The 21696-nt window shown below is 64.7% G+C and carries 14 protein-coding genes; 4 read left to right on the top strand and 10 right to left on the bottom strand.

Annotation, left to right across the window (positions count from 1 at the left end):
- Window positions 1–2: 2 nt before the first annotated feature.
- From lpdA (EJI00_RS09790) to EJI00_RS09770, 5 genes are all read right to left on the bottom strand, one after another.
- On the bottom strand, window positions 3–1433 hold the full coding sequence (lpdA, locus tag EJI00_RS09790) for a dihydrolipoyl dehydrogenase (protein ID WP_126747270.1): 1431 nt from the start codon (window positions 1431–1433) through the stop codon (window positions 3–5).
- Between the two features lie 13 nt (window positions 1434–1446).
- Window positions 1447–2709, bottom strand: coding sequence for a 2-oxoglutarate dehydrogenase complex dihydrolipoyllysine-residue succinyltransferase (gene odhB, locus EJI00_RS09785; protein ID WP_126747269.1), 1263 nt, complete (start codon window positions 2707–2709; stop codon window positions 1447–1449).
- Between the two features lie 55 nt (window positions 2710–2764).
- Window positions 2765–5641: a 2-oxoglutarate dehydrogenase E1 component gene (locus tag EJI00_RS09780; protein WP_126747268.1), complete on the bottom strand. Its 2877-nt coding sequence runs from the start codon at window positions 5639–5641 to the stop codon at window positions 2765–2767.
- Window positions 5642–5819: 178 nt separating this feature from the next.
- Window positions 5820–7772 carry a propionate--CoA ligase gene (locus EJI00_RS09775; protein WP_260590647.1) on the bottom strand — a complete coding sequence of 651 codons (1953 nt, stop codon included), beginning with the start codon at window positions 7770–7772 and terminating at the stop codon, window positions 5820–5822.
- Window positions 7773–7899: 127 nt separating this feature from the next.
- Window positions 7900–8496 (bottom strand): isochorismatase family protein, encoded by a 597-nt coding sequence (locus EJI00_RS09770; protein WP_126747266.1) that lies wholly within the window; start codon window positions 8494–8496, stop codon window positions 7900–7902.
- A gap of 75 nt (window positions 8497–8571) precedes the next feature.
- Between EJI00_RS09770 and EJI00_RS09765 the strand changes: the two genes are divergently transcribed.
- The gene (locus EJI00_RS09765; protein WP_126747265.1) at window positions 8572–9378 is read left to right on the top strand and encodes an alpha/beta fold hydrolase; all 807 of its coding nucleotides are present in this window, start codon (window positions 8572–8574) and stop codon (window positions 9376–9378) included.
- A gap of 9 nt (window positions 9379–9387) precedes the next feature.
- On the opposite strand, the gene EJI00_RS09760 is transcribed toward EJI00_RS09765, so the two are convergent.
- A complete protein-coding gene (locus EJI00_RS09760) occupies window positions 9388–10485 on the bottom strand; it encodes a PQQ-dependent sugar dehydrogenase (RefSeq protein WP_260590633.1) in 1098 nt (365 codons plus the stop codon).
- A 274-nt stretch (window positions 10486–10759) separates the two neighbouring features.
- On the opposite strand from EJI00_RS09760, the gene EJI00_RS09755 reads away from it, so the two are divergent.
- Complete coding sequence (locus tag EJI00_RS09755; RefSeq protein WP_126747263.1) at window positions 10760–11341, top strand: C40 family peptidase; 582 nt, start codon at window positions 10760–10762, stop codon at window positions 11339–11341.
- A gap of 84 nt (window positions 11342–11425) precedes the next feature.
- Here the strand turns inward: EJI00_RS09755 and lpdA (EJI00_RS09750) are convergent, their stop codons facing one another.
- From lpdA (EJI00_RS09750) to aceE, 4 genes are read right to left on the bottom strand one after another with little or no spacing between them, the layout of a single operon-like run.
- Window positions 11426–13252: a dihydrolipoyl dehydrogenase gene (lpdA, locus tag EJI00_RS09750; protein ID WP_126747262.1), complete on the bottom strand. Its 1827-nt coding sequence runs from the start codon at window positions 13250–13252 to the stop codon at window positions 11426–11428.
- Window positions 13249–13842, bottom strand: a complete 594-nt coding sequence (locus tag EJI00_RS09745; protein ID WP_126747261.1) for an MFS transporter — start codon at window positions 13840–13842, stop codon at window positions 13249–13251. Before EJI00_RS09745 ends, lpdA (EJI00_RS09750) begins: the two co-directional genes overlap by 4 nt.
- Window positions 13839–15506 carry a dihydrolipoyllysine-residue acetyltransferase gene (gene aceF / locus EJI00_RS09740; RefSeq protein WP_126747260.1) on the bottom strand — a complete coding sequence of 556 codons (1668 nt, stop codon included), beginning with the start codon at window positions 15504–15506 and terminating at the stop codon, window positions 13839–13841. The genes EJI00_RS09745 and aceF overlap by 4 nt, the downstream gene beginning before the upstream one ends.
- A 49-nt stretch (window positions 15507–15555) precedes the next feature.
- The gene (gene aceE, locus EJI00_RS09735; RefSeq protein WP_126747259.1) at window positions 15556–18270 is read right to left on the bottom strand and encodes a pyruvate dehydrogenase (acetyl-transferring), homodimeric type; all 2715 of its coding nucleotides are present in this window, start codon (window positions 18268–18270) and stop codon (window positions 15556–15558) included.
- Between the two features lie 216 nt (window positions 18271–18486).
- Here aceE and EJI00_RS09730 point away from each other — a divergent pair, with 216 nt between their 5' ends.
- Window positions 18487–21027 (top strand): PAS domain S-box protein, encoded by a 2541-nt coding sequence (locus EJI00_RS09730; protein ID WP_126747258.1) that lies wholly within the window; start codon window positions 18487–18489, stop codon window positions 21025–21027.
- Complete coding sequence (locus tag EJI00_RS09725; protein WP_012747279.1) at window positions 21024–21656, top strand: response regulator transcription factor; 633 nt, start codon at window positions 21024–21026, stop codon at window positions 21654–21656. Before EJI00_RS09730 ends, EJI00_RS09725 begins: the two co-directional genes overlap by 4 nt.
- The last annotated feature ends 40 nt before the right edge of the window (window positions 21657–21696 follow it).

Genomic DNA, 21696 nt, shown 5'->3' with positions numbered 1-21696 from the left:
GATCAGAAGTTCAGCGTGCGCTTGTCCACGGCGAGTGCCGCTTCCTTCGTGGCTTCCGACAGCGACGGGTGCGCGTGGCAGATGCGCGCGATGTCTTCGGCGCTCGCCTTGAACTCCATGGCCACGACGGCTTCGGAGATCAGCTCGCTGGCCTGCGGGCCCACGATGTGCACGCCGAGGATTTCGTCCGTCGTTGCATCGGCCAGGAACTTGACCATGCCGGTCGTGTCGCCCAGCGCGCGTGCGCGGCCGTTCGCAAGGAACGGGAACGTACCGGCCTTGTAGGCGCGGCCTGCGGCCTTGAGCTGTTGCTCGGTCTGGCCGACCCACGCGATCTCGGGGTTGGTGTAGATCACCCACGGCACGGTGTTGAAGTTGACGTGGCCGTGCTGGCCCGCAATGCGCTCCGCCACGGCAACGCCCTCTTCCTCGGCCTTGTGCGCGAGCATCGGGCCGCGCACCACGTCGCCGATGGCCCACACGTTCGGCAGGCTGGTCTTGCAGTCGTCGTCCACGGCAATGGCGCCGCGCTCGTCGAGCTTCAGGCCCACGGCTTCGGCGTTCAGGCCGATGGTGTTGGGCACGCGGCCGATCGAGACGATCAGCTTGTCGACCTCGAGCGTCTGGGCTTCGCCCTTGGCGTTCGTCCAGGCAACGCTCACGCCCTTTTTCGACGACTTGATCTCGCCGACCTTGACGCCGAGTTCGATCTTGAGCTTCTGCTTGTCGAAGGCCTTCTTGGCTTCCTTGGCGATCTGCTCATCCACCGCGCCGAGGAAAGTCGGCAGCGCTTCGAGCACCGTGACTTCGGCGCCAAGACGGCGCCACACCGAGCCCATTTCCAGGCCGATGACGCCCGAGCCGATCAGGCCCAGCTTCTTCGGCACCGCGCCGATGCGCAGCGCGCCGTCGTTCGAGAGAATGTTCTCTTCGTCGAAAGGCGTGCCGGGCAATGCGCGGGCGTTGGAGCCCGTGGCCACGATGATGTGCTTGCCGCTGATCGACTCTTCGGCGGCACCGGCCACCTTGATCTCGTAGCCGGTTGCATCGGTCTTCACGAACGAGCCGCGGCCATGGAAGAACGTGATCTTGTTCTTCTTGAACAGGTACAGGATGCCGTCGTTGTTCTGCTTCACGACCTGGTCCTTGCGGGCCAGCATCTTGTCGAGGTCGAGGCCCAGGCCTTCGACCTTGATGCCGTGGTCGGCAAAGTGATGGCCGGCCTGCTCGAAGTGCTCCGACGATTGCAACAGCGCCTTCGACGGAATGCAGCCGACGTTGGTGCAGGTGCCGCCCGGTGCCGGGCCGCCCTTGCCGTTCTTCCACTCGTCGATACACGCGACGTTGAAGCCGAGTTGCGCGGCGCGAATGGCGGCGATGTAGCCGCCGGGGCCGCCGCCGATGACGATGACGTCGAATTGTTTGTTGGCCATCTGATTCGTCTCCTCAGATGTCGAACAGCAAACGCGACGGATCTTCCAGCGCTTCCTTCATGGCGACCAGGCCCAGCACGGCTTCGCGGCCGTCGATGATGCGGTGGTCGTAGCTCATGGCGAGGTAGTTCATCGGGCGGATGACGATCTGGCCGTTCTCGACCACGGCGCGGTCCTTGGTGGCGTGCACGCCGAGGATCGCGGACTGGGGCGGGTTGATGATCGGAGTCGAGAGCATCGAGCCGAAGGTGCCGCCGTTCGAAATGGAGAACGTGCCGCCGGTCATCTCTTCGATGCCGAGCTTGCCGTCTTGCGCCTTCTTGCCGTATTCGGCGATCTTCTTCTCGATGTCGGCAAAGCTCATCTGGTCGGCATTGCGCAGGATGGGCACCACCAGGCCGCGCGGCGAGCCGACGGCAATACCGATGTCGAAGTAGCCGTGGTACAGGATGTCGTTGCCGTCGACCGAGGCGTTGATCACCGGGTACTTCTTGAGTGCATGCACCGCGGCCTTCACGAAGAAGCTCATGAAGCCGAGCTTCACGCCGTGTTCCTTGGTGAAGCTGTCCTGGAAGCGCTTGCGCAGTTCCATCACGGGCGCCATGTTCACTTCGTTGAACGTCGTGAGGATGGCGTTGGTCGATTGCGATTGCAGCAGGCGCTCGGCAATGCGGGCGCGCAGGCGGCTCATCGGCACGCGCTGCTCGGGGCGTTCGCCCAGGTCGGCTGCGCTGCCGGGCGCGGAGACTTGCGGCAGAGCGGGCTTGGCGGCCGGTGCGGCCACGGTGGCGGCGGGCTTGGCGCCCGAAGCCACGGCGCCGAGCACGTCGCCCTTGGTGACGCGGCCGTCCTTGCCGGTGCCGGCCACGTCGCCGGTCTTCAGGTTGTTGTCGGCCAGCAGCTTGGCGGCGGCGGGCATGGCAACGTCCGACTTCGAACCGCCGGTGGCTGCAGCAGCGGCTGCCGGGGCAGGTGCCGCGGCCGGAGCCGGGGCGGCAGCGGGTGCTGCGGCAGGCGCGGCGGCCGCGCCCTTGCCTTCGGTGTCGATCTTGGCGATCAGCTGATCGGCCACCACGGTGGCGCCATCGGGCTGCACGATTTCGGCCAGCACGCCGGCCGAAGGCGCGGGCACTTCCAGCACGACCTTGTCGGTCTCGATCTCGATCAGGATTTCATCGACGGCGACGGCTTCGCCGGCCTTCTTCTTCCAGGTGAGCATGGTGGCTTCGGCCACGGATTCGGAAAGCTGGGGGACTTTGACTTCTACGATAGACATTTGGAGTGAGCTCCGTTTTGTTCTTGAGGGTGTTCGCGTGAAAAGAGGCTTTTGATTACTTGGTCAGCACGAAGCCCTTGAGCTTGCCAAATGCGCCATCGACCAGCGCCTTCTGCTGTTCCTGGTGCAGGTGCGAGTAGCCTACCGCGGGCGATGCCGAGGCGGCACGGCCGGAGTAGCCGAGCTTCTGGCCGTCCTGCATGTTTTCGTGGATGTAGTGCTGCACGAAGAACCAGGCGCCCTGATTCTGCGGCTCGTCCTGGCACCAGACCACGTCGACGAGATTGGGGTACTTCTTGATCTCGGCGGCAAAGGCCTTGTGCGGGAACGGATAGAGCTGCTCGACGCGGACGATGGCCACGTCGTCGTTGCCCTGCTCTTCGCGCTTCTTGGACAGGTCGTAGTAGACCTTGCCCGAGCAGGCGATCAGGCGCTTGACCTTCTCTGCCTTCAAGCCCTTGCTGTCCGGAATGACCGTCTGGAAGCTGCCCTTGGTGAATTCGGACAACGGCGACGTTGCATCCTTGTTGCGCAGCAGCGACTTGGGCGTGAGGATAACCAGCGGCTTGCGCAGGTTGCGCACCATCTGGCGGCGCAGCACGTGGAAGATCTGGCTGGCCGTGGTCGGCTGCACCACTTGCATGTTGGTGTCCGCGCTCAGCTGCATGAAGCGCTCCAGGCGCGCCGAGCTGTGCTCGGGGCCCTGGCCTTCATAGCCGTGCGGCAGCATCATGGTCAGGCCGTTGACGCGGCCCCACTTCACTTCGCCCGAGGCGATGAACTGGTCGATCACCACTTGCGCGCCGTTCACGAAGTCGCCGAACTGGGCTTCCCAGATGACGAGCGTGTTGGGGTCGTTCGAGGCGTAGCCGTATTCGAACGCGAGCACGGCTTCTTCCGAGAGGATGGAGTCGATGACGACGAACGGTGCCTGGTTTTCAGCCACGTTCTGCAGCGGCGTGTAGGTGCCTTCGTCGAACTTCTCGCGGTTCTGGTCATGCAGCACGGCGTGGCGGTGCGTGAACGTGCCGCGGCCGCAGTCTTCGCCCGACAGGCGAACCGGGTAGCCGCTGGCGACCAGCGAGGCAAACGCCATGTGCTCGCCCATGCCCCAGTCGACGTTCACGTCGCCGCGGCCCATGGCGGCGCGGTCGTCCAGCACCTTCTTCACGAGCGGGTGCACCGTGAAGCCGGCCGGCACCGTGGTGATCTTCTCGGCCAGGCGCTTCCACTCGCTCGACGGAATGGCCGTGTCGCCGGCGTCGGTCCACTTCTTGTTGAGGTAGGGGCTCCAGTCGACCGCGTACTTGCTCTTGAAGTTGGTGAGCACCGGGTCGATGGTGTTCTTGCCTTCGTCGAAGGCGGCGCGCTGCGCCTTGACCATGTCGTCGCCGAGCGTGTCGCCCAGGCCTTGGGCGGCCAGCTTGTCGGCGTACAGCTTGCGCGTGCCGGGGTGCTGGGCGATCTTCTTGTACATGAGCGGCTGCGTGAGCGAGGGGGTGTCCTGCTCGTTGTGGCCCAGCTTGCGGAAGCAGACGATGTCGACCACCACGTCCTTCTGGAACTCCATGCGGAACTCAAGGGCGAGCTGGGTGGCCAGCACCACGGCTTCGGGGTCGTCGCCGTTCACGTGCAGAACCGGCGCCTCGATCATCTTGACGATGTCCGAGCAGTACAGCGTCGAGCGGCTGTCGCGCGGGTCGCTGGTGGTGAAGCCGATCTGGTTGTTGATGACGATGTGCACCGTGCCGCCGGTGAAGTAGCCGCGCGTTTCTGCCAGCGCCAGCGTTTCCATCACCACGCCCTGGCCCGCGAAGGCTGCGTCGCCGTGCACCAGCACGGGCAGCACCTGCTTGCCCTGCGGGTCGGCGCGGCGGTCCATGCGCGAGCGCACGGAACCTTCGACCACGGGGTTCACGATTTCAAGGTGCGAGGGGTTGAACGCCAGGCTCAGGTGCACCGGGCCGCCGGGGGTGGTCACGTCGGAGCTGAAGCCCTGGTGGTACTTGACGTCGCCGCTCGGCAGGTCTTCAGGTGCGGTGTGGTCGAACTCGGCGAACAGGTCGGCCGGCAGCTTGCCCAGCGAGTTGACCAGCACGTTCAGGCGGCCGCGGTGAGCCATGCCGATCACGATTTCCTGCACGCCCTTGATACCGGCCTGGTTGATGAGCTCGTCCATCGAGACGATGAAGCTCTCGCCGCCTTCGAGCGAAAAGCGCTTCTGGCCCACGTACTTGGTGTGCAGGAAGCGCTCGAGGCCTTCGGCCGCGGTCAGGCGGTTCAGCACGTGCTTCTTCTGCTCGGCCGTCAGCTTGGGGTTGGTGCGCGCGCTTTCGAGCTTTTGCTGCCACCAGCGCTTGTGGTTCTGGTCGGTGGTGTACATGTACTCGGCGCCCATGGTGCCGCAGTACGTTTCACGCAGGGCATTGAGCAGATCGCGCAGCGACATGGTCTCTTTGCCGAAAAAGGTGTTGCTGGTGTTGAACACCGTCTCGAGGTCGGCGTCGGTAAAGCCGTAGAACGAGGGCTCGAGTTCCGGAATGGCCGGGCGCTCGGCGCGCTTGAGGGGGTCGAGGTCGGCCCAGCGGGCGCCGACGTTGCGGTAGGCGGCAATCAGTTGCTGGACAGCGGTGCGCTTGCGGCCGAGTTCGGAGTCTGCGCCGCTGGCCTGGACCACGCGGGTGGTGCCCTGCTTGGCACGCTCGGCAAAGGCGTTGATGACCGGCTGGTGCGGCACGTCGCGCGCATTGGTGCCGTCGACGGCGGGTACGTTCTGCAGCGCATCGAAATACGAGCGCCAGTTGTCAGGCACGCTGCCGGGGTTGGCAAGGTAGTTTTCGTACATCTCCTCGACATAGGGCGCATTGCCGCCGAAGAGGTAGGTGTTGCCTTGATAGGCGGTGTACGCCGATGGCGTAGATGAATCGCTCATATTCCGCTGACCTTCGCTTCCCTGAAGGAAGCACTAGCTGGTTAAGAAACCTTCCGCGACACGGCTGAACCGGTTGGCGGATGCGACTGTGGCTGGGGAAGGGCCTGAGTACCTTGGCATTGTGCCACGTCAGACATATGACGGCTCGGCGCAACTTCGCAAGATAGGCCTTGCTCATTCAGTCAGAAGAAAGTAGTTGCTTGATCTGCTGCAGCGTGGCGGGGTCGTCGATGGTGGTCAGGTCCCCGGGGTCGCGCTGCTCGCACACGGCCTGGATGGCCCGCCGCAGCAGCTTGCCGCTGCGGGTCTTGGGCAGCCCGTTCACAAAGCGCACGCGAGCCGGCCGTGCCAGGGCGCCGAGTTGGTCGGCCACCACTTTCATGATCTCGCCCTCGAGCTTCAACGCCGCACCGGCATTGGTAACAGCCCCGCCGTCCCGGGGCACGACAAAGGCCATGGCCACCTGCCCCTTGAGCGCGTCGGCCACGCCGACCACCGCCACCTCGGCCACGCCCGCATGGCCCGAAATGCTCTCCTCGATCTCGCGCGTGCCGAGGCGGTGGCCGGCCACGTTGATCACGTCGTCGGTGCGGCCGAGGATGTAGAAGTAGCCGTCTTCGTCGCGAATGCCCCAGTCGAAGGTCGAATAGACCATCTTGCCGGGTATGGATTTCCAATAGCTGTCGACGAAGCGCTTGTCGTCCTTCCACACCGTTTGCATGAAGCCCGGCGGCGTGGGGCCTTCGATCACGACCACGCCCTTCTCGTTAGCGCCGGTCAGCTCCTCGCCGGTGGACTCGTGCAGGATCTTCACGCGAAAGCCGTACATCGGCACGCCGGGGCTGCCGAACTTGCTGGGCTTTTGCTCGACCCCGTTGGCAATGGTGATGATCGGCCAGCCCGATTCGGTTTGCCAATAGTTGTCGATGATCGGCACGCCCAGTCCGCCGGCAATCCACCGCGCGGTGGGCTCATCGAGCGGTTCGCCCGCCAGGAAGAGCGCCCGCAGGCTCGACAGGTCGTACTTCTTCAGCAGCGCCGGGTCTTGCTTCTTGAGCACGCGCACCGCGGTGGGCGCGCTGAACATCACGGTCACCTTGTACTTCTCGACCAGGCGCCACCAGATGCCGCCGTCGGGCTGCTTGTCGATGCCCTGCGTGGGGAGGCCCTCGTACATGAGGGTGGCCATGCCGCCGATCAGCGGCCCATAGACGATGTAGCTGTGGCCCACCACCCAGCCGATGTCGCTGGTCGAAAAATAGGTTTCGCCCGGCCGTCCGTCGAAGATGTGCTTCATGCTGGCGGCCAGCGCCACCGCATAGCCGCCGACATCGCGCTGCACGCCCTTCGGCTTGCCGGTGGTGCCGCTCGTGTAGATGGTGTAGCTGATGCCCGTGGCAGCCAGCCAGGTGCACGGCACTTCGGTGCCGCCGTGCTTCAGGTTCAGCTCGGCCGCCAGATGGTCGCGGCCGGCAGTCAACGCCATGGGCGCCAGGCCGCGGTCGGTCAGCAGCACGGCCGGTGGCTTGTGCTTCGAAATGCGGATGGCCTCGTCGAGCAGCGGCTTGTACGCAATGACCTTGCCGCCGCGCGAACCGGCGTCCGCACTCACCACCACCTTGGGCTCGGCGTCCTCGATGCGCGCCGCCAGCGAGCCGCTGGCAAAGCCGCCGAAAACCACGCAGTGGATCGCGCCGATCCGGGCGCAGGCCAGCATTGCGAACGCGGCTTCCGGAACCATCGGCATATAGATGAGCACCCGGTCGCCCTTGGCCACCCCGAGCGCGATCAGGCTGGCCGCGGTGCGCTGCACCTCGGCATGCAACTCGCGAAAGCTGTAGGTTTTTTCAGTGCCGGTTTCGGTCGACACGAAGATCAACGCAGGCTGATCGCCACGCGCGGCCAGGTGCCGGTCGACCGCGTTGTGGCACAGGTTGGTGGTTCCATCCACGAACCAGCGGGCAAATGGCGGCCGGCTGGCGTCCAGGACTTGAGTCGGCGGCGTCTTCCAGTCGATCAGCCTGGCCTGCTCGGCCCAGAACGCCTCTGGCGCATCCACCGACTGGCGATAGAACTCTTCGTAGCGGCTCATCTGCGATGTCTCCTGGTTATGGAAATCAGCCTCGGCGATCAGCGCGGCCTAAAACTGAATTCATAATTATGGAGATCGATCTTGCAGCAAGCTGACGCGCCGGACAATCAGGTGTCGCCCGCGTCGCTCCCGCTCCGGGCCGCTTCGAGGGCCGATCGCAAGCCCGTTATCGGATGATCTTCAGCACTTCGGGGAACGCCGGGTGCTCGGCCGTGCGAAGCCACTCGAACCCGACCATCTCGGTGGTCACCAGTTCGGCGCCCGCGCCGGCCAACCGGTCGAAGGCCGCATCGCGGTTGCGCTCGGTGCGAGAGCTGCAGGCGTCGGTCACCACCCAAACTTCAAACTCGTCTTCCAGAAGATCGAGCGCGGTCTGCAGCAGGCACACATGGGCCTCGCAGCCGGCAACCACGACGGTGTTGCGCTCTTCGGCGGCGGGCTTCTGCAGGTGCTTCGGCAGGCTGCGGGCATTGCCCTGCGGCGCCTTGGGCGGTACGCGCAGCCACTCGCCGAGGCCCTCCTCCATGCCGCTGAAATGCATCTTGGGCAAGGTTCGCTGGTACAGCGCGCGAATGTCGGGCACCGTTTCGCCAAGCTTCGACGGGTTGTGCTCGGTGCCCCAGACCGGCACTTCGAACAGGCGCGCCATCTTGCCCAGGCGCACGGCGTTCTGCGCCACGGCATCGGCCTCGAAGATCGCAGGCATCAGTTGCGCCTGGTAGTCGATCAGCACGAGTTGGGATTGCGAGGCGTCGAGCAGCATGAACTGATTCTTTCAGATGAAAATTGATTGGGCTAGACCGTACCACCGAAAAGCCGTGCACCTAGACTCCGCTGGATGCGGATCTTTTCACGGCGCCTTTCGGTGCAGCGCCCTCTCTCGCTGTTGAGCCTTTGCGCCGTGCTCCTGGTCGCCGGCTGCGGCGGGCTGCGAACGGCCAATGCACCGCTGAAAGGCACGCTCGAAAAGAGCAGCTGCACGCCGAATGCCGACACGCTGCTGGTGCTGCTGCCCGGCGCGTATTCGCACCCGGACGAATTCACGCGGGAGGGTTTCGTCAAGGCGCTGGGCGACAACAGGCTCGCGGTAGCCGCGATGCTGGTCGATGCGCACCTCGGCTACTACAACAACAAGACCATCCTCGACCGACTGAGCAAGGACGTGATGGCACCGGCACGCAGCAAGGGCTACAAGTCGATCTGGATCGTCGGCATTTCCGTCGGCGGTTTCGGTGGGCTGCTCTATGCGCAAACCCACCCCGGCGAACTGGCCGGCCTGGTGGCCATCGCGCCTTATCTGGGGGAACGCGCGCTCAGCCTGGACATCGCCAATGCAGGCGGCATGGCGCGCTGGACCGGGCCGCTGGACGCTCCGCCAGGCAGCGACCCGCGAACGCCGAGCGAAACGCAGCTTTGGCAATGGCTACGCGGCTACGTCGGCCACAGCGCCACGTTCGGCCCGCGCCCGCCGCTTTACCTGGGCTACGGCATCGACGACCGCTTTGCTTTCAGCCACCGGCTGCTGGCCGCGGCGCTGCCGGAGGGCCGCGTGTTCACGACCGAAGGTGCCCATGACTGGCCCGAGTGGATGCGGCTCTGGCGCCGCATGCTGCCCACGCTGCCTCTGCCGGGCTGCCCCGGCTGAAGAGCAAATTCAGTTCGGCCGCAGGCGCAGCAGCTTGCCGTCGGATTCGTCGGTCAGCACATAGAGCAAACCGTCCGGGCCCTGCTTCACGTCGCGAATGCGTGCCCTGCCGTCGGCCAACAGCTTGTGCTCGGCAACCACCTTGCCGTCCTTCAGTTCGACGCGATCGAGATAGCCGAACTTGAGCGACCCGACGAACAGGTTGCCCGTCCACCCTGCGCCATAGCGGTCGCTGGTCAGAAACGCCATGCCCGATGGCGCAATCGACGGCACCCAGTAGTGCAGCGGCTGCTCCAGGCCATCCTTGGAGGTGAGGCCGTCTCCGATCTTGCCGCCGCCGTAGTTTTCGCCATAGGTGATCACCGGCCAGCCGTAGTTGCGGCCGGCCTGGGGCACATTGATTTCGTCGCCGCCTTGCGGACCATGCTCCGTCATCCAGAAACGGCCGTCGGGCGCAAGCGCCGCGCCCTGGCCGTTGCGATGGCCGTAGCTCCAGATCTCGGGCAGCGCACCCGCCCTGCCGACGAAAGGGTTGTCCTTGGGCACGGCTCCATTCTTTGCGATGCGCACGACCTTCCCGATATGGCTGTCGAGCTTCTGCGCATCTTCCTTGCGGCTGTACCGGTCGCCCAGCGTGAGAAACAGCGTGCCGTCTCGCGCCTCGACGATCCGACAGCCGAAGTGACTGCGGCTGGCCACCTTGGGCTGCTGGCTGAAGATGATGCGCAGGTTCTCCAGCTTCGCGCCGTCTTCCGAGAGTTGTGCGCGCGCGAGCGCGGTACCGTTGGCCGAGCCCCCGGCCTGGGGTTCGGAAAAACAGAAGTACAGCGTGCGGTTCTTGTCGAAGGCTGAATCCGCCAGCACGTCGAGCAGGCCGCCTTGGCCGCCCGCCGCAATCGCGGGCAGCCCGGTCACTGGCGGGCTGATTTTTCCGTCCGCGGCAATCACCCGCAGACGGCCGGCACGCTCGGTCACTGCAAAACGGCCGTCCGGCAGGAAGGCGACGCTCCATGGATTCTCGAGACCGGACGAAATCGTCTCAGGGCGTATCTGCGCTACAACGGTGCCCGCGAACGCCAACCCGGCCAAGACAGCTGTGCGGCCCATAAGCCGAAAGTTCGATTGAATTTGCAAGTTCATTACTTTTGCGGGAAGTTGCGCCAGTGTTGCGAGATTTTGTCGAATCAACCGATGCCGTTAGCGGATTTGCCTTCGGCCCGAAGGCCCATTCGTAGGCAATCGCTTATGGTTCATAAAGGTCCGCCGTTACATTTTTTCTTCAGCCAAATCAAAAAATTTCAAGCAAATCAATCATTTGCAGATACATTCGCCAATTGAGATGAGGTTGACATAACCGCGCGTCATCAATATCCTACGCGCCATGCGTTTTTTCGTCCTACCCGCTTCCCTCCTGTTTGCCGTCGCCGTCCAGGCCGCTCCTCAACAGGACCGAACCGATGACGAACTGGCCCGTCTGCTTGCCGACAAGGGCCTGATCGGACAACTTCAGCAGGTTCGTCAAACCGTCACCGAACGGACTTCCGATCTGGTGGTGACCGCCATCGGCTTCCTCGGCGTGCCCTATCGCCGCGGCGGTAATACAGCGGAATCCGGCTTCGATTGCAGCGGCTTCGTTCGCGCCATGTACAACCAGACGGTCGGCCATTTGCTGCCCCGCCGTGCCGAGGAACAAGCCGCCGCCACCGAGAAGATCGACCGCAGCCAGCTCAAGCCCGGCGATCTCGTTTTCTTCAACACCATGCGCCGCGCCTTCAGCCATGTCGGCATCTATGTCGGCGAAGGCAAGTTCATCCATTCGCCGCGCACGGGCGCTCAGGTGCGGGTGGAAGACATGAACGGCAGCTACTGGAGCCGCCGCTTCGACGGCGCACGCCGCGTGCTCGGCGGCGCGCCGACCGAAGAGATCAAGGCGGCTGCGGCCAACGCCCGAACCGGCGACTGATTTCCCCTTCCGATCCCGCCGGATCAGGACGAAAAAAAATCCCGCCGCGGCGGGATTTTTTGTGGGCGCTCGATGGCGCCTCGATCAAGCGGCTTTCTTTGCCGGCGGCAGGTCGGTACAGGTCCCGTGCGCCACCTCGGCTGCCATGCCGATGCTTTCGCCCAGCGTAGGGTGCGGATGAATGGTCTTGCCGATGTCGATCTCGTCGGCGCCCATTTCAATGGCCAGCGCGATTTCGCCGAGCATGTCGCCTGCGTGCGTGCCCACGATACCGCCACCCAGGATGCGGTGCGTCTCGGCATCGAACAGCAGCTTGGTGAAGCCCTCGTCGCGGCCGTTGGCAATGGCACGGCCCGAAGCGCTCCACGGGAAGTGGCCCTTCTTGATCTTGATGCCTTCTGCCTTGGCCTGGTCTTCCGTGAGGCCGACCCATGCCACCTCGGGGTCGGTGTAGGCCACGCTCGGGATCACGCGGGCATTGAAGGCGGCGCTCGAAAGCTCCTTGTCGCCCTTCTGCTCGCCGGCAATCACCTCGGCCGCCACGTGCGCCTCGTGCACCGCCTTGTGCGCCAGCATGGGCTGGCCCACGATGTCGCCGATGGCGAAGATATGCGGCACGTTGGTGCGCATCTGGATGTCGACCGGAATGAAGCCGCGGTCGCTCACCGCCACTCCCGCCTTCTCGGCGCCGATCTTCTTGCCGTTGGGGCTGCGGCCCACCGCCTGCAGCACCAGGTCGTACACCTGCGGCTCCTTCGGTGCGTTCTCGCCCTCGAAGGTGACCTTGATGCCTTCCTTCGTGGCTTCGGCGCCGACCGTCTTGGTCTTGAGCATGATGTTGTCGAAGCGCGGCGCATTCATCTTCTGCCACACCTTGACCAGATCGCGGTCGGCGCCCTGCATCAGGCCGTCGAGCATTTCGACCACGTCGAGGCGCGCGCCCAGCGTCGAATACACCGTGCCCATCTCCAGGCCGATGATGCCGCCGCCCAGGATCAGCATGCGCTTGGGATCCGTGCCCATTTCGAGCGCGCCTGTGGAGTCGACCACGCGCGGGTCGTTCTTCGGCATGAACGGCAGGCTCACGGCTTGCGAACCGGCCGCGATGATGGCGTTGCGGAACTTGACGGTCTGCTTCTTGCCGGTGGTGTCCCAGCTGGTGCCGGACGTCTCATCCACTTCCAGGTGATAGGGGTCGATGAAGTTGCCGAGACCGCGCAGCACCGTCACCTTGCGCATCTTGGCCATGGCCGTGAGGCCGCCGGTGAGCTTGCCCACCACCTTGTTCTTGTGGCCGAGCAGCTTGGCGCGATCGACCGTGGGCGCCGCAAAGCTCACACCCAGGTCGGCGAAGTGCTTGACCTCGTCCATGACCGACGCCACGTGCAGCAGTGCCTTCGAGGGGATGCAGCCCACGTTGAGGCAAACGCCGCCGAGCGTGGCGTAGCGCTCGATCAGCACCACCTTCAGGCCGAGGTCGGCCGCGCGGAATGCGGCCGAGTAGCCGCCAGGGCCGGCGCCGAGCACGACGACGTCGCACTCGACATCGACCTTGCCGCCGTAGGTGGAAGCAACGGGCGCTGCGGCCGGCGCGGGTGCCGGAGCCGCCTTGGGAGCGGGCGCCGCGGCGGCTGGCGCAGGAGCGGCTGCTGCGGGCGCGGGCGCTGCGGCACCGTCCACCTCCAGCGTCAGCACCACGGAGCCTTCCTTGACCTTGTCGCCCACCTTGACGGCGAGCGACTTCACCACGCCGGCAGCCGACGATGGAATTTCCATCGAGGCCTTGTCCGACTCGACCGTGATCAGCGACTGCTCGGCCTTGACCGTGTCGCCGACGTTGACCAGCACCTCGATGACCGCGACTTCGTCGAAGTCGCCGATGTCCGGCACCTTGATTTGTTGTTCGCTCATTTGGACACTTTCAGTTTGAGTGTGAGAACGTCGACCGGTGGGGCCGAATTGCGATCGAATTCGCAGGCGGCGGCAATTCCCGCCTCCGCCACGTCGCGCGAGGTGCGCGACTTCATGTCGTAGGCCGCGTGCATGGCGCCAAGTGCAAAGCTGCGCCCTGAGCCAATGGCCCAGAACTGCTTGAACTCGAACACCTCGCGGTAGCTGTAGATGCCGTAGATGCCGCTCTGGTTGGCCATCAGCATCGTGAACTGGCTCGACTCGTAGGGCTCATGCTCGTCTTCCTTGGTCTGCATGAAGAACGAGTCTTTCAGCACCGGGTGCAGCAGCGTGAAGGTGCGGAAGATCTCGTGCTTGCTGCCGAACAGCAGCGCCTCGCGCGGCTGCGCGGCCAGCGCATGCTGCAGCACCAGAAAGTGCGCAGCAGCCCCGGCCACGGCAAAGAGGCTCTGCCCCGCCGCATCGTCGATGGTGAAGATCTTCTGGTTCGCCTCGGCGCGGTGCGAAAGCCGCGTGTCGCCGAAGGTCACCAGCGAATCCGCCGCCATCGTGACCTGGCCGCCTTTGCGGACGGCCACAACCGTGGTCATAGCAGGATTCGGCGATAGTCCGCGAGCACCTGGCCCAGGTAGGCGTTGAAGCGCGCAGCCAGGGCACCATCGATCACGCGGTGGTCGTAGGACAGCGACAGCGGCAGCGTCAGGCGCGGCACAAACTGCTTGCCGTCCCACACCGGCTTCATCTGGCCCTTGGAGAGGCCGAGGATGGCCACTTCGGGGGCGTTGATGATGGGCGTGAAATGCGTGCCGCCGATGCCGCCGAGCGAGCTGATCGAGAAGCAGCCGCCCTGCATGTCGGCCGAGCCGAGCTTGCCGTCGCGCGCCTTCTTGGCGAGTTCGCCCATCTCCGCGCTGATCTGCAGGATGCCCTTCTTGTCCGCATCCTTCAGCACCGGCACCACGAGCCCGTTGGGCGTGTCGGCCGCAAAGCCGATGTTGTAGTACTGCTTGTAGACGAGCTGGTCGCCGTCGAGGCTGGCGTTGAAGTCAGGAAATTTCTTGAGCGCCGCAACGACCGCCTTGATCACGAAGGCCAGCATCGTGACCTTGACGCCCGACTTTTCGTTTTCCTTGTTGGTGGAGACGCGGAAGGCCTCCAGCTCGGTGATGTCGGCTTCGTCGTTGTTGGTGACGTGCGGAATCATCACCCAGTTGCGGTGCAGGTTGGCACCGCTGAGCTTCTTGATGCGCGACAGGTCCTTGCGCTCGACCGCGCCGAACTTGGCGAAGTCGACCTTTGGCCATGGAATGAGGCCCAATGCCGCGCCGTCCGCGCCGCCGCCACCGGCTGGCGCCTTGGCTGCAGATGCCTTGGTGCTCGCTTGGCCGCTCATTACGGCCTTGGTGAAGCTCTGGACGTCTTCCTGAGTGATGCGGCCCTTGGGACCGGAACCCTTGACTTCTTCGAGCGGCACACCGAGTTCGCGCGCGAACTTGCGCACCGAGGGGGACGCGTGCGGCAGCTTGCCGGTGGGCGCCACAGTGGGCTCGTGCGGTGCGGCAGCAGCCGGCGGAGTTGCGGCGGCCGCTGGCGGAGCGGCAACCGAAGCTGGCGCACTGGCGGTTGCAGCTGCCGGCGCGGCTGCAGCAGCCTGCGCGGGCGCCGCACCACCTGCTGCGCCTTCAAGCACGGCAATCAGGTCACCGATATTGACCGTATCGCCCACCTTGACCTTGAGCTCCTTGAGCACGCCCGCTGCCGACGACGGAATTTCCATCGAGGCCTTGTCCGATTCGACGGTGATGAGCGACTGGTCGGCCGCGATGGTGTCACCGGGTTTCACCAGCAACTCGATGACCGCGACATCCTTGAAATCGCCGATGTCGGGCACCTTGATCTCGATGGGGCCCGAAGCCGCGGGCGCGGCAGCCGGAGCAGGCGCCGCGGCTGCGGGCGCCGGGGCGGCAGCCGCAGGCGCCGGAGCCGCTGCTACAGGCGCCGGTGCCGGCGCTGCCCCTTCGGCCTCGAGCACGAGGACCACGGAGCCCTCTTTCACCTTGCCGCCGACCTCGACCTTGATTTCTTTCACCACACCGGCGGTCGACGACGGAATTTCCATCGATGCCTTGTCCGATTCGACGGTGATGAGCGACTGCTCGGCCTTGACCGTGTCGCCCACCTTCACAAGCACCTCGATCACCGCGACTTCATCGAAATCGCCGATGTCCGGCACCTTCACTTCCACTGCTGCCATATCGTTGTCTCCCGCCGTGAGGCGCCGTTCGTTCGTTGGTTGTTGATGTTCAGGCGTAAAGCGGGTTGACCTTGTCGACATTGATGCCGTACTTCTTGATCGCTTCCACCACCTTGGCTACGGGCACGGTGCCATCTTCGCTCAACGCCTTGAGCGCGGCCACCACGATGTAGTGGCGGTTGATCTCGAAGTGCTCGCGCAGCTTGTTGCGGAAGTCGCTGCGGCCGAAGCCGTCGGTGCCCAGCACCTTGTAGTTGCGGCCCTTCGGAATGAAGGGGCGGATCTGCTCGGCATAGGCCTTCATGTAGTCGGTCGACGCGATCACCGGGCCTGCGGTAGGCGCGAGTTGCTCGGCCACGAAGGGCACGCGCGGCGTCTGGTCCGGGTGCAGCAGGCTCCAGCGGTCGGCGTCCTGGCCGTCGCGGGTCAGCTCGTTGAAGCTCGGGCAGCTCCACACCGAGGCGGACACGCCCCAGTCCTTCTCGAGCAGTTCTTGCGCGGCAAAGCTTTCGCGCAGGATGGTGCCGCTGCCGAGCAGTTGCACCGTGGGCGCCTTGGCCTTGAGTGCGGGGCCCTGCTTCGACAGGTACATGCCCTTGATGATCTGCTCTTCAGTGCCGGGCTGCAGGCCTGGCATCGCGTAGTTCTCGTTGAGCAGCGTCAGGTAGTAATAGACGTTGTCCTGCTTCTCGACCATGCGCTTCAGGCCATGGTGCAGGATCACGCCCACTTCGTGCGCGAAGGTCGGGTCGTAGCTCACGCAGTTGGGAATGGTGTTGGCCAGGATGTGGCTGTGGCCGTCTTCGTGCTGCAGGCCTTCGCCGTTGAGCGTGGTGCGCCCCGACGTACCGCCCAGCAGGAAGCCGCGCGCCTGCATGTCGCCGGCTGCCCAGGCCAGGTCGCCGATGCGCTGGAAGCCGAACATCGAGTAGTACACGTAGAACGGCACCATGATCCGGTTGTTGGTGCTGTACGAGGTGGCCGCGGCAATCCAGCTGGACATGCCGCCGGCTTCGTTGATGCCTTCCTGCAGGATCTGGCCGGCCTTGTCTTCCTTGTAGTACATGACCTGGTCCTTGTCGACCGGGGTGTACTGCTGGCCTGCGGGGTTGTAGATGCCGATCTGGCGGAACAACCCTTCCATGCCGAAGGTGCGCGCCTCGTCCACAAGAATGGGAACGACGCGCGGGCCCAGCGCCTTGTCGCGCAAGAGCTGCGTCAAGAAGCGCACGTAGGCCTGCGTGGTCGAGATCTCGCGGCCCTCGGCCGTGGGTTCCATCACCGACTTGAAGGTGTCGAGCGAAGGCACCGTGAAGCTTTCGTCAGCCTTGGTGCGGCGGTGCGGCAGGTAGCCGCCGAGGGCCTTGCGGCGCTCGTGCAGGTACTTCATTTCCGGCGTGTCGTCCGCCGGCTTGTAGAACGGCAGGTCTGCAATCTTGCTGTCCGGAATCGGAATGTTGAAGCGGTCGCGGAAGGCCATGATGTCCTCGTCGCTGAGCTTCTTCGTCTGGTGGACGTTGTTCTTGCCCTCGCCGATCTTGCCCATGCCGAAGCCCTTGACCGTCTTGATCAGGAGCACCGTGGGCTGCCCCTTGTGCTTCACGGCCGCGTCGAAGGCCGCATAGACCTTTTGCGAATCGTGGCCGCCGCGGCGCAGCTGCCAGATGTCGTCGTCGCTCATCTTGGACACCATCTCGAGCGTGCGCGGATCGCGGCCGAAGAAGTGCTTGCGAACGTAGGCGCCGTCATTGGCCTTGAAGGCCTGGTAGTCGCCGTCGTTGGTCTCCATCATGATCTTGCGCAGCGCACCTTCCTTGTCGCGTGCGATCAGTGGGTCCCAGTTGCTGCCCCAGATCAGCTTGATGACGTTCCATCCCGACCCACGGAATTCGCCTTCGAGCTCCTGGATGATCTTGCCGTTGCCGCGCACCGGGCCATCGAGGCGCTGCAGGTTGCAGTTGATGACGAAAATCAGGTTGTCGAGGCCTTCGCGCGCCGCCAGGCCAATGGCACCCATCGACTCGACTTCGTCCATTTCGCCGTCGCCGCAGAATACCCAGACCTTGCGGTTCTCGGTGTTGGCAATGCCGCGGGCGTGCAGGTACTTGAGGAAGCGGGCCTGGTAGATGGCCATCAGCGGGCCGAGGCCCATCGACACCGTGGGGAACTGCCAGAACTCAGGCATCAGCTTCGGATGCGGGTAGCTGGACAGGCCCTTGCCGTCGACTTCCTGGCGGAAGTTGAGCAGCTGCTCTTCGGTCAGGCGGCCTTCCAGGTAGGCGCGGGCATAGATACCGGGCGACACGTGGCCCTGGATATAAAGGCAGTCGCCACCATGGTTTTCGCTCTCGGCGTGCCAGAAGTGATTGAAGCCGGCCCCGAACATGTTGGCCAACGAGGCAAAAGAGCCGATGTGGCCGCCGAGGTCGCCGCCTTCGGGGGGATGATGGCGGTTGGCCTTGACCACCATCGCCATGGCGTTCCAGCGCATGTAGGCGCGCAGGCGCTCTTCGATCTCGAGGTTGCCGGGGCAACGCTCTTCCTGATCGGGCTCGATGGTGTTGACGTAGGCGGTGTTGGCAGAGAACGGCTTGTCGATGCTGTGCTGCCGGGCATGCTCGAGCAACTGCTCGAGAAGGAAGTGAGCCCGCTCAGGGCCCTCGCTCTGGATGACGGAGGACAGTGCATCCATCCATTCACGGGTCTCCTGGGCGTCCGCGTCATTCGCGGCCGAGCCGAACAGGTTCTCGGGATTTGCCGACATGCTTGTCTCTCCTATTAGGGCTGTGGCTGTAATTTAAGTGCGGTCTTCGATAAACGCGGGCGAGTTTCGCATAGAAATGCTTCTATTTCAAATGGCGCATATCGATTTCTTAATGTGATATTTGCAATCCGCACTCGTTTGGCTGCGACCGCGCCAGAACCAATGGCACCGGGCCTTCGGCGCGCCGCGCAGGAGAGCATCCCCTAAACTCGGAAGATGCCTCTTTCCTCTCCGCTGGCGGTGGCCCGCAGCGCCGTGACCGCGTCACCTCTTTCCTGGTGGCGCCGCTGGTGGCGCCGGCAAACGCCGGTGCTGCAGGACGCCGTCGCCATGCTCGCGCCCATCGCGGCGGTGCTGCTGTTCCTTGCCGCCATCGTTTCGGCGTTCTGGTATTTGCGCACAGAAGAGGTGGAGCGCGAGCAGGAATCGGTCCGGCGCGACGTCGAGTACGCACAGCAGCGCATGCGCCTGCGCCTGCTGGAGCGGCAGGAGCAGCTGATGCGCATTGCGCGCGATGCATCGAACCGGGAAATCGATCCGGTCGAGTTCGCGAGCCGCGCGGAGTCGCTGGTGAGCCAGTTCCCCGAACTGCAAACGGTCACGTGGATCGACGACCGCCGCCGCTTCAAGGCCGGCTATTCCGCGCCGAGCGTGCATCCCTCGCAGCAGCACCTCATCGGCGACGTGCTGCGCCCGGGCGACGTCGAGAGCAACTATGCGCTGGCACGCGAGCTGCGCCAGCCCGTTTTCTCCCAGCCGACGGCCGGCGGCGACCCCACGGCGATGCTGCAGCTGCACATCCCGCTTTTCGACCAGGGCCTGTTCGCGGGTGTCGTGCTGGGCGAATTTTCGATCGACGGCCTGCTGCGCTACGGCATGCCCTCGGAAGTGCAGGCGCGCTATGCGGTGTCGCTGCTCGACGCCAAGGGCAATCCGATTGCGGGCAACACCGTCAGCCCGAGGGAAGGCGGCACGCGCCTGCTGCCCTGGTCCGAAAGAACCAACGAATACGAGGTGCCGGTGTCGCCGGTGGGCAATGCACTGGTGCTGCGAGCACAGGCCTATCGCACCTCGCAAGGGGTGGTCGGCAATGGCCTGTTCTGGCTGGTCTGTGCGCTCAGCGTGCTGACGAGCTGGATGCTGATCGGCACCTGGCGGCACACCCGAAGGCGCCAGCAGGCGCAGCAGCGGCTGGTTGCCGAAACCAATTTCCGGCGCGCCATGGAAAACTCCATGCTCACCGGCATGCGCGTGCTCGACCTGCAGGGGCGCATCACCTACGTGAACGCCGCTTTCTGCGCCATGACGGGCTGGAGCGAAGCCGAACTGGTGGGCCAGGCGCCGCCCTTCCCCTACTGGCTGGAGTCGGACCGCGAAGTCATGAACGAGCGGCTCGAAGAAGAGCTGCACGGGCGCGCCCTGCCCGGCGGCTTCCAGGTGCGCGTAAAGCGCAAGAACGGCAGCGTGTTCAATGCGCGCCTCTACGTGTCGCCGCTGATCGATGCGCGCGGCCACCAGACCGGCTGGATGACCTCGATGACCGACATCACCGAGCCCACGCGCATCCGCGAGCAGCTGTCGGCCTCGTACGAGCGCTTCACCACCGTGCTGGAAGCTCTGGACGCCGCGGTGTCGGTCGCCCCCATCGGCAGCGAGGAGCTGCTGTTCGCTAACAAGCTGTACCGGCTCTGGTTCGGCTCCGACACCGTAGGCCACCTGGGCATGGTGGCGCAGGCGGGCGTGCCGGCCTCCAATGCGCACGACGAAGGCCTGGACGACGTCGACCCCTACGCCGGCCTGCCGATCGATACCCTGACCGCCGCCCAGACCGCCAATAACGAGATCTTCGTGCCGCACTTGGGCAAGTGGCTCGAAGTGCGATCACGCTATCTCACCTGGGTCGACGGCCGGCTCGCCCAGCTGGTGATTGCCACCGACATCACGCCGCGGCGCGATGCAGAGGAGCAGGCCGCCGCGCAGGCCGACCGCGCCCAAGCCGCGAGCCGCCTGATCACGATGGGCGAAATGGCGTCCAGCGTGGCGCACGAGCTCAACCAGCCGCTCACAGCCATCACCAACTACTGCAACGGGATGATGTCCCGCATCAAGGGGCAGTCGATCGACACCGAGGCGCTGCTTGCGGCGCTGGAAAAAACCTCCAAGCAGGCGCAGCGCGCGGGCCAGATCATCCAGCGCATCCGCTCCTTCGTGAAGCGCAGCGAGCCCAACCGCACGCCCGCCGACGTGGCCACCATGGTGAGCGAGGCGGTCGAACTGGCGGGCATCGAGCTGCGGCGGCGCAATGTGCGGCTCAACCACTACGTGGCGGCGCGGCTGCCGGTGGTGCGCGTGGACCCCATCCTGATCGAGCAGGTCATGGTCAACCTGCTGAAGAATGCCGCCGAGGCCATCGACATTGCAGAGCGCCCCCTTGCCCGCCGGAGCGTGGAGCTGCGCGTGCTGCCCAAGGTGATCGAAGGCCACAACGCCATCGAGTTCTCGGTGCAGGACACCGGCAAGGGTCTGGCGCCCGAGGTGATGGACCGGCTCTACGAGGCCTTCTTCTCCACCAAGCCCGAAGGCATGGGCATCGGGCTGAATCTCTGCCGCACCATCGTCGAGTCGCACCGTGGACGGATGCAGGCGGAGAACATCTACAATGGCCCGGATGTGATCGGATGCCGCTTTTCCTTCTGGATTCCGGTGTTGGACGCTCCCAGTTCCGTAGCAAGCGACGAGGCAAAGGTACCTGCATGAGTTTGATTCCGAAGAAGGGCACTGTCTATGTCGTCGATGACGACGAGGCCGTACGAGATTCGCTGCAATGGCTGCTCGAGGGCAAGGACTACAGGGTTCGCTGCTTCGATTCAGCCGAGTCTTTTCTTTCCCGATACGACCCGCGCGAAGTCGCCTGTCTGATCGTCGACATCCGCATGGCCGGCATGACGGGGCTCGAACTGCAAGACCGGCTGATCGAGCGGCGCTCCCCGCTGCCCATCGTGGTGATCACCGGCCACGGTGACGTGCCGATGGCGGTCGACAGCATGAAGAAGGGCGCCATGGATTTCATCCAGAAGCCTTTCAACGACGAAGAGCTCGTCACGCTGGTCGAGCGCATGCTCGAGCACGCGCGCGGCGCTTTCACCCAGCACCAGCAGTCGGCCAGCCGCGACGCGCTGCTGTCCAAGCTCACCGGCCGCGAAGCCCAGGTGCTCGAACGTATCGTCGCCGGCCGCCTGAACAAGCAGATTGCGGACGACCTGGGCATCAGCATCAAGACGGTCGAGGCGCACCGCGCCAACATCATGGAAAAGCTCAACGCCAACACCGTGGCCGATCTGCTCAAGATCGCGCTCGGGCAGGCGGCGCCCGCAGCCAAGGCCTGAAAACCAGCTATCTCCCCGATAGCGACGAATGTTCCCCACG

Source organism: Variovorax sp. DXTD-1, from assembly GCF_003984625.1.
Classification (GTDB): Bacteria; Pseudomonadota; Gammaproteobacteria; order Burkholderiales; family Burkholderiaceae_C; genus Variovorax.
This window is presented reverse-complemented; position numbering and strand designations above follow the sequence as displayed.

Coding starts and splice junctions, on each gene's coding strand:
- EJI00_RS09745 (WP_126747261.1), bottom strand. CDS start 13,842: ATGACCACGGTTGTGGCCGTCCGCAAAGGCGGCCAGGTCACGATGGCG.
- EJI00_RS09760 (WP_260590633.1), bottom strand. CDS start 10,485: ATGGGCCGCACAGCTGTCTTGGCCGGGTTGGCGTTCGCGGGCACCGTT.
- EJI00_RS09730 (WP_126747258.1), top strand. CDS start 18,487: ATGCCTCTTTCCTCTCCGCTGGCGGTGGCCCGCAGCGCCGTGACCGCG.
- lpdA (WP_126747262.1), bottom strand. CDS start 13,252: ATGAGCGAACAACAAATCAAGGTGCCGGACATCGGCGACTTCGACGAA.
- aceF (WP_126747260.1), bottom strand. CDS start 15,506: ATGGCAGCAGTGGAAGTGAAGGTGCCGGACATCGGCGATTTCGATGAA.
- EJI00_RS09780 (WP_126747268.1), bottom strand. CDS start 5,641: ATGAGCGATTCATCTACGCCATCGGCGTACACCGCCTATCAAGGCAAC.
- EJI00_RS09765 (WP_126747265.1), top strand. CDS start 8,572: ATGCGGATCTTTTCACGGCGCCTTTCGGTGCAGCGCCCTCTCTCGCTG.
- odhB (WP_126747269.1), bottom strand. CDS start 2,709: ATGTCTATCGTAGAAGTCAAAGTCCCCCAGCTTTCCGAATCCGTGGCC.
- lpdA (WP_126747270.1), bottom strand. CDS start 1,433: ATGGCCAACAAACAATTCGACGTCATCGTCATCGGCGGCGGCCCCGGC.
- EJI00_RS09725 (WP_012747279.1), top strand. CDS start 21,024: ATGAGTTTGATTCCGAAGAAGGGCACTGTCTATGTCGTCGATGACGAC.
- EJI00_RS09770 (WP_126747266.1), bottom strand. CDS start 8,496: ATGCTGCTCGACGCCTCGCAATCCCAACTCGTGCTGATCGACTACCAG.
- aceE (WP_126747259.1), bottom strand. CDS start 18,270: ATGTCGGCAAATCCCGAGAACCTGTTCGGCTCGGCCGCGAATGACGCG.
- EJI00_RS09755 (WP_126747263.1), top strand. CDS start 10,760: ATGCGTTTTTTCGTCCTACCCGCTTCCCTCCTGTTTGCCGTCGCCGTC.